Consider the following 7,150-nt stretch of genomic DNA (forward strand, 5'->3'; position numbering starts at 1 on the left):
GCGACGAAGCCGAGCGCGTCTTCACCGTCTGACGCCTCCCAGCTCTCCCCCGTTGAATCCTGATCCGCTCCATCCTCATCCGCCGCGGCAATCCCCGCCGCGGCGGATGAGGCACCTGCGGCAGCATCGGTATCGCCGCCGCCTCACTGCGCAACTACGCGATGCATCCCGTTCGCGGTCGACCATCAGTGCGGCTTCTGGGCGGGCCGCGAAGGTGACGGCCACCGATGGGTTCGGCCGGCGACAAGCGTCTTACCCAGCATGCGCGAAGCGGAACATCCGCTTTCGGTACGAGATGGAAGGAACCGTGACATGGATAGACGAACAGTGTTGGCGGGTGCGGCGGCGATCGGCGCGTCCGCGTTGACCGCTGGTGTGGTGCCGGGCGGTCCGGTGGCGTCGGCGTCGGCCGGCACCAGCGGGTCGTGGCGGGCTGGACTCGCGCGGCTGCACGAGGCGATGGCGGCCCGCGTCGCGCGGCGCGAGCTGCCCGGCATCGTCTACCTCGTCGCCCACCGCGGCCTGCTGCACGTCAACACGATCGGCACCTTGACGCTGGATGGCCACGATCCGATGCGACGGAGCACGCCGTTCCGGATGGCCTCGATGACCAAGCCGATCATCGCGGCAGCCACGATGATGCTGGTAGAGGAGGGCCGGCTGGCACTGGACGAGCCGGTCGACCGGCTGCTGCCCGAGCTGGCCAACCGGCGGGTGCTCACCCGGATCGACGGACCGCTCGACCAAACTGTGCCGGCGGCGCGCCCGATCACGGTCGAAGATCTGCTGACCTTCCGCATGGGCCACGGCATGATCTTCGGACCCAGCTTCCAGCCGCCGTACCCGATCATCACCGCGGCCGACGAGCTGCAGCTGGTGATGGGTCGGCCAGACCCAGGCACGCCGCACGACCCGGACGAGTGGATCCGGCGGTACGGCACCCTGCCCCTGATGTACCAGCCCGGCCAGCGGTGGCAGTACAACACCGGCTCCCTCGTGCTCGGCGTGCTGATCGCCCGGGCCGCGCGGGAACCGCTGGAGAGGCTTCTCCGCAAGCGTGTCTTCCGGCCGCTGGGCATGAACCACACAGGATTCTCCCTGTCACGCGCCGACGCCTCGCGGTTGCCCGGCTTGTACATGACAAACCCGCAGACGGGACAGTTGGAGCTCCAGCCCTCCTCGCGGCCGGAGGAGTGGACCCGGCCGCCCGCGTTTCCCTCCGGTGCCGGAGGGCTGGCCTCAACCATAGACGACTATCTGGCATTCAGCCGGTTCCTACTCAACCAGGGCGTCCACCATGGCCGGCGCCTGCTTTCCGCCGAGTCGATCCGGCTGCTGACCACGAACCACCTGACGCCGCAACAGCTCGCCGATGCCGGCCCCTTCCCGCTCACCGGTCGCGGCTGGGGGTACGGCATGGCCGTCAGCGTCACACCCGACGAGGTCTCGCAGCCGGGCCGCTACGGCTGGGAGGGTGGCTACGGCACCAGCTGGTTCAACGACCCACACCGCGACCTGACCGCGATCGCCATGACGCAGACCGTCGACTTCTGGTCCAACGGCGTCTACGACGAGTTCCAGCGATTGGCCGCGGCGGTCGACACTCCGCGGTAGGGCAGGCGTCACGGCTTGCGACCGACACTTCGGAAGGCGTCGACGTCCTTCGGGTCGTCGCCGGGGTCCGGGCGCCCGCGTGGATGGCAACGGTGCTGCGTCCAGTAGAAGGCTTCCTGGCCGGACGGCAGGTAGAGCCGGCCGCTGGAGCGCCCTCGTAGTTGCCGCGGGCGTCGTTGACCCAGGAGTGAACAGTCGTCACCTGCCGCCGTCCGGTAATGGCCCAGTACGCCCGAAGCCGCCGGGCACAATCCCGGCGGGCGTCACACGACCGCGACGGCGTCAATCTCAACCAGGAACCCAGGGGCCAACCCGGCGACGACGTGGACCGTGATGGCCGGCGGTGGGTCAGCCGGGTTCCACACCTGTTGGAACGCGGTCGGCTGCTGCGCGTTGAGGCAGTGTTCCGCATGAGGTAGCGGGGCCGCATCTCGTACATTGCCGTCGAGCCTGCAGCGCAGCCGGGTCAGGATCTTCCAGGTCTTGAGGGTGGCGTTGGCCCGTTCGCCGATGGCCCGGATCCGGGCGTGAGCGCGGTTGACCTTCTTCTGCCAGGCGGTGAGTTTCGGCCGGTAGCGGTGGCGTTTGAACGGGGTCCGGATGCTGCCGCGGGCGCCCTGGTAGGCCTTGTCGGCGAAGGTCATCACCTTTGGTGGTCAACGCGTCGATGATGGCGTGGGTGCGGGCGGCGGTCAGGTCGTGGACGGAGCCGGGCAGGGCAGCCGACGCCCAGATCAGCCGGCCTACCGGATCGGCGATGACCTGGACGTTCACGCCGTGCCGGCGGTGTTTGCCGGAGTAGTAGGGCTTCTGGTCGGCGACCCGGTCGATCGGGATCAGGGTGCCGTCGAGGATCGCGTACGCGAGCAGGCGGATTCTGGTCATCGCCGTGGTCAGGTCGTCGGCGGTGGCGGCGAGCAGGTCGATGGCCTCGCGGACGTAGCGCCAGGTGGTGGTGACACCGATCTGGAATCCGGCGGCCAGGCGGGTCAGGGTGTCGCCGTTGCGTAGGTGGGCCAGGGCGAGCAGGGCTTGCCGGCCGGGGTCCAGACGCCGCCATCGGGATCGCCGCTGCTGGCGGTGGGTGCGGATGAGGATGGCGAGGTGGTTCAGGCTGCGGGTGGACAACGGAATCGCGGCGGGGTAAGACAGCACAGCGAGGCTCCCGGTTGGGGCATCTGATCTTGGTCGATTGCTGTCTTACCGGGAGCCTCGTCCTACCTGGACACCGGCCTCCCCGCACTGCCCGTGACCTGCACCGTCACGATGAAAATGGCTCGCTGAAGAGGGGACCGTCGGCGCACTGAGTCTTTCCCAGTAACGGATCATGACGTTGTGCGATCGTTCAAATGGTGCGGTCGTACTCGAGTTGGAGTAGGACGAGGGCTGCGGCGGCGATCTTCGTGATGCGGCTGGGGTCGAGGCTGACCCGGCGCAGAGCCTTGAAGGTGGTCTTGAGCAGGGAGTTGGCGCGCTCGCAGACGCCGTGGATGCCGCGGATGACCTTGTTGTAGGTCTGCTGGGCTTCGGTCAGTTCGCCTCCGGCGGGCTTCTTGTGCGGGTGGCGGAAGCCGTCGCCGGCGTTCTCGTAGCCGAGGTCGACCAGGGTCGGCATGTCCAGTTCGGCGGCGATCCGGTTGAGGGCGTCGATCAGGCCGTGGTGGCGGGCGCAGGTGGTGTCGTGCTCCCGGCCGGGCCGTACTGGTGAGACCCAGATCGGCCAGCCGTCCGGGGTGGCGATGAGCTATACGTTCCCGCCGTGGTGCTTGTGTTTTCCGGACCACCAGAGGTCTGCGCCGTTGGGGCCGGGGGCGGCAACGCGGTCGGTGCGGATGACGGTGCCGTCGAGGTTCAGATGCGTCAGCCCGGCTGCCTTCGCACGCTCCAGTGCGGTGGACAGGTCCGGTGCGCCGGCGGCCAGGACGGTCAGCCCTTCGTGGAAGTAGCGGTAGGCGGTGGAGACCGACGGGCCGTTGTCACGGGCGAGTTGGGCCAGCCGGGTGCCGTCGAGGAACCAGCGCAGCACGAGCACCGCCTGCTTGAAGCAGCCCAGCGCACGCCTGCCTTTGCGGGTCCTGGCCACGATCCGATGCTCGCGCAGGAGGCCGGCCAGGTGCTCGGCGGTGGACCGCTTCACATCGAGCACGGCGGTGTATGTGACACTGGTCGGCACGTGAGGCCCCTCGGTCGGATCTTTCCTTCGCAAGATCGTTCCTGCCAGGGGCCTTACGCCTGCCCGGACTTGGGGCTCGCGTAGGCCGCAGCGCAAGCATCGCGATCACAGAGAGCGACGGGTGTTTACCGGGAAAGACTCACTGAGGAGAACTCCTCAGTGAAGCCGGTCAGAAAGTCGGCGTTCTTCAGCCCGTCCAGGAGGTCGAGGACGCCCCAGCGGCGTGCGACCTCCTCTTTGAGGGCCGCCAGGCCGGTGGGCTCGGCCAGCGGCTCCAGCTTCGGAACCGTGATCCACGGCTCGCCCTTGCGGGTGGTGACCTTCACCCCGCCTGCCGAGCCGTCCGCGAGCGCGCGGGACAGCTGGTCCAGGCCCGCGATGAACGCCCTCGGGTTCAGCGGCTGCCGGATCGCGGCGTGGTGCACGGCACGGGTGGCCTCGAGGTCGCCGGGCAGGTCGTCCTCCGGGTTACGCCAGCGCGCGGCGCCCTCGACGTGGATCTCGCGGCGCCGTACGGCGTCCCGCAGCGCGACCAGAACGCACAGCTCATAGGGGATGCGCTCGAGCTTGCCCTTGTCGTCAACGACCGCCTCGCGCCAGTCCTTGCGCACCACGCCGTCCATGGGCACTGCGTCGCCGGCGTCGTAGAAGCGGGTCCTGCCGTCGACATCGGCGTATTTCTTCAGTAGCTTCATCGCGTCCATCACCGGCCGGTAGGCGGTGTTGTTGCACCTGAAGCCCAGCGTGTTCGGCAGCGGAGGCAGCATCTGCCGGTAGTACGAGCTGTACGAGGAGCGCAGGGTGGTGCGGACCTTGGCCTTGAAGACCTTCTCGTTCGCCTTCGCCTCAGCCACCAGCTCGCGCAGCGTCTTCTCCCCGACCACCGGGAACAGGGCCCGGCGCCCAACCTCGTCGGGCTTGTCGACCGCGGTCGTCGCCAACTTGAAGAGGATGCCCTCCTTCCCGCGGACCTGCCGTCGGCAGCCGCTGTCGTAGCCCCAAAGGCGCACCTCCAGAACTCCCCCCCACGGGTGCGCCCCGTACGCGCACCACGCCCGACAAAGAGGCACCCACGCATGTACGAATGACCTGTACGGAAGTGGAAGAGAAACGCCAGGGCACTCAGCGCACGGTCCGTGCCCGCAGCGGCTGACTCTGCCCCGCACTGTGATGACTCCTTCTCGCCCCTGAGCATCCGGGCGTTCTCGTCCCGCAGCTGGGCCAGCTCTTCGGTTGGGCTCTCTGGCCCGCTGCCATTTCGCGTGACCGGCGCCTGCTGACCGGTGTTGTCCTTGCGGACCCACGTGCGCAGCGTCTCCCCGGTGATCCCGAGCTCCGCGGCCACCGCCGCGTACATGCGTTTCGCCGATCCAGTCCGTATCGTCACGGCCCGTGCTCCCGAGCAGGCGATGCTGCGGTACCCCAGCGAGAGGCCCTGACATCAGAGCAAGACAGCTGCTGGCTCAGCTCAAGCGGTAACCGAGCAGCGCGAGGCCGGCGGGCGGCGTCATCACCCTCCCGGAAGATCAGTCGTACCTGCGCTGCCAGTCATCCCGTGAGCTTGATAGATGCGTTGGCTGTCGGCCTGGGCGCCTCGGACCGACGGTGCCGGCCACCGGGCCGAGCCGCTGATGCGCATCCGGGCGCACGTGACCTATCAGTCCTTCCTCCCGGGTTCCGGCGAGGTAGAGCACGCCTGACCGGCACGGAGCATGGCTTTATAGAGGGCGCGGGGCTCGGGCGAGTCGGGCAGGGGACCGCGGGCGGGAGCCTCGAAGGACTGGAGCATCAGGGCGACGACGCGTTTCCAGGCGTCGGGAGCGGAGTCGCCGGTGGCGTTGACGACGCCGGCAGTGACCATGTGCACCAGCACCAGGTCCTCGGGGCTGAAGTCCTCACGCAGACGTCCTGCGGCCTTGGCGCGGCCGATGAGCTGGACAACGCCCTCGTACGCCTGGTCTCGGCGCTGCTCCAGAGCCTTGGCCGTGGGGAAGGTCATGGTCAGCACGTCGGCGAAGCCGTAATCGGCGGCCTGCATCGCGCAGGCGGTTTCGATGAACCCCGCGAGACCTCGCCAGGGATCGGGGTCGTCGAGGGCGACGCCGACCGCGTCGACGTAGGCGTCCATACGGTCGGCGAAGACCGCGGCGACCAGTTCCTCCTTTGTCGGGAACCGGCGGAACAGAGTGGCGATGCCCACCCCCGCCTCGCGGGCCACGGAAGCCATGGAGGCATTCAGGCCGTCACGCCTGAACACCGTGCGCGCGGCGGCGACGATCCGCGCGCGGTTGCGCTCGGCGTCGCTGCGGAGAGGCTGTGCGGCAGGGTCATCACTGGATTGGGCGCCAAGGTTCATGACACTCAGTCTACCGAATCGGAATGCCCAGTCCACTTTCACTGCTATCGTGGGTGCCGGCGGAACCGGACAGACCCTTCCGGATCGCGAATCAGATAGCCCTTTCCGAATCGGGCGATACCCATGTCAAGGAGTTGATGATCAGTGCGCGCTGTGACATTGGCGCAGGTACCCGGCAGCCCCGAGGTGACCGAGGTGGAGGTGCCCCGCCCGGAGGCCGGTGAGGTGCTGGTGAAGGTGGCCGCGTCCTCGGTGAACGGGTTCGACCTGGGCACGGTGGCCGGATACCTGCAGGGCATGATGGAGCACCGTTTCCCGCTGATCCTCGGCAAGGACTTCGCCGGCACCGTCGAGGCGGTCGGTGAGGGTGTCGAGGGTTTCGCGGTCGGCGACGCCGTGTTCGGCGTGGACGCCAAGGCGTACCTGGGTGCCGGTTCGATGGCGCAGTACGTCGCGGTTCCCGCTGCCATCGGCATCACCCACCGACCCGACGGGGTCTCCGTGCGTGACGCCGGCGCGCTCGGGCTGGCGGGCACCGCCGCCTTCGACGGTCTCGCCCTGCTCGGCCCACTGGAGGGCAGCACGGTGCTGATCTCCGGTGCCACCGGCGGCGTGGGTGCCATCGCCGTGCAGCTGGCCGCGGCCCGGGGCGCGAGGGTGATCGCCACGGCCAAGCCGGGTTCCGAGAGCGGCTTCGTCTCAGCGCTGACCGACGCCGAGGTGACCGTCATCGACTACACCCAGGACATGACCGCGCAGGTCCGGGCGATCGCCCCTGACGGCGTGGACGCGGTGCTGCACCTCGCCGGCGACCTGGCCGAGCTCACCGCGCTCACCCGCGACGGCGGCGCCGTCGCCTCCGCCCTCACCCTCGCCCCAGTCCCCGAGGCCTCGGAGGACCGCAAGCTGCAGACCGCCGTGCTCCGGTCCAACCCGACCGCCGACACTCTGTCCACCCTCGCCGGGCAGGTCGCCTCCGGCGCCCTCAAGGTGTCGGTGAACTCCGA

Annotated in this window: 4 protein-coding genes and 3 pseudogenes; 2 read left to right on the plus strand and 5 right to left on the minus strand. The window is 68.9% G+C overall.

Annotated features, from left to right (window positions below; translation table 11 throughout):
- The first annotated feature begins 261 nt into the window (after window positions 1–261).
- Window positions 262–1,614 carry a serine hydrolase domain-containing protein gene (locus IE263_RS47875; protein WP_229911588.1) on the plus strand — a complete coding sequence of 451 codons (1,353 nt, stop codon included), beginning with the start codon at window positions 262–264 and terminating at the stop codon, window positions 1,612–1,614.
- 452 nt (window positions 1,615–2,066) lie between these two features.
- On the opposite strand, the pseudogene IE263_RS47885 reads toward IE263_RS47875, so the two are convergent.
- The 5 genes and pseudogenes from IE263_RS47885 to IE263_RS47900 form a co-directional block, all read right to left on the minus strand.
- A pseudogene (locus IE263_RS47885) lies at window positions 2,067–2,769 on the minus strand (transposase family protein); the annotation flags it as partial.
- Between the two features lie 190 nt (window positions 2,770–2,959).
- Window positions 2,960–3,787 (minus strand): annotated as a pseudogene (locus IE263_RS47890) (HARBI1 family protein).
- 125 nt (window positions 3,788–3,912) lie between these two features.
- Window positions 3,913–4,797: a hypothetical protein gene (locus IE263_RS47895; RefSeq protein WP_229911589.1), complete on the minus strand. Its 885-nt coding sequence runs from the start codon at window positions 4,795–4,797 to the stop codon at window positions 3,913–3,915.
- 194 nt (window positions 4,798–4,991) lie between these two features.
- A pseudogene (locus tag IE263_RS50305) lies at window positions 4,992–5,144 on the minus strand (IS3-like element ISRhosp1 family transposase); the annotation flags it as partial.
- Window positions 5,145–5,444: 300 nt separating this feature from the next.
- Entirely contained in the window at window positions 5,445–6,143 is a 699-nt protein-coding gene (locus tag IE263_RS47900) for a TetR/AcrR family transcriptional regulator (protein ID WP_189944439.1), read from the minus strand.
- Between the two features lie 144 nt (window positions 6,144–6,287).
- On the opposite strand from IE263_RS47900, the gene IE263_RS47905 reads away from it, so the two are divergent.
- Window positions 6,288–7,150, plus strand: an 863-nt coding sequence (locus IE263_RS47905) for an NADP-dependent oxidoreductase (RefSeq protein WP_189944440.1), incomplete at its 3' end; no start/stop codon positions are given.

Source organism: Streptomyces aurantiogriseus, from assembly GCF_014649375.1.
Classification (GTDB): domain Bacteria; phylum Actinomycetota; class Actinomycetes; order Streptomycetales; family Streptomycetaceae; genus Streptomyces; species Streptomyces aurantiogriseus.

Bases quoted from the DNA above. Each gene is read 5' to 3' on its own strand.
- IE263_RS47875 (WP_229911588.1), top strand. From the start codon at position 262: ATGCGCGAAGCGGAACATCCGCTTTCGGTACGAGATGGAAGGAACCGT.
- IE263_RS47900 (WP_189944439.1), bottom strand. From the start codon at position 6,143: ATGAACCTTGGCGCCCAATCCAGTGATGACCCTGCCGCACAGCCTCTC.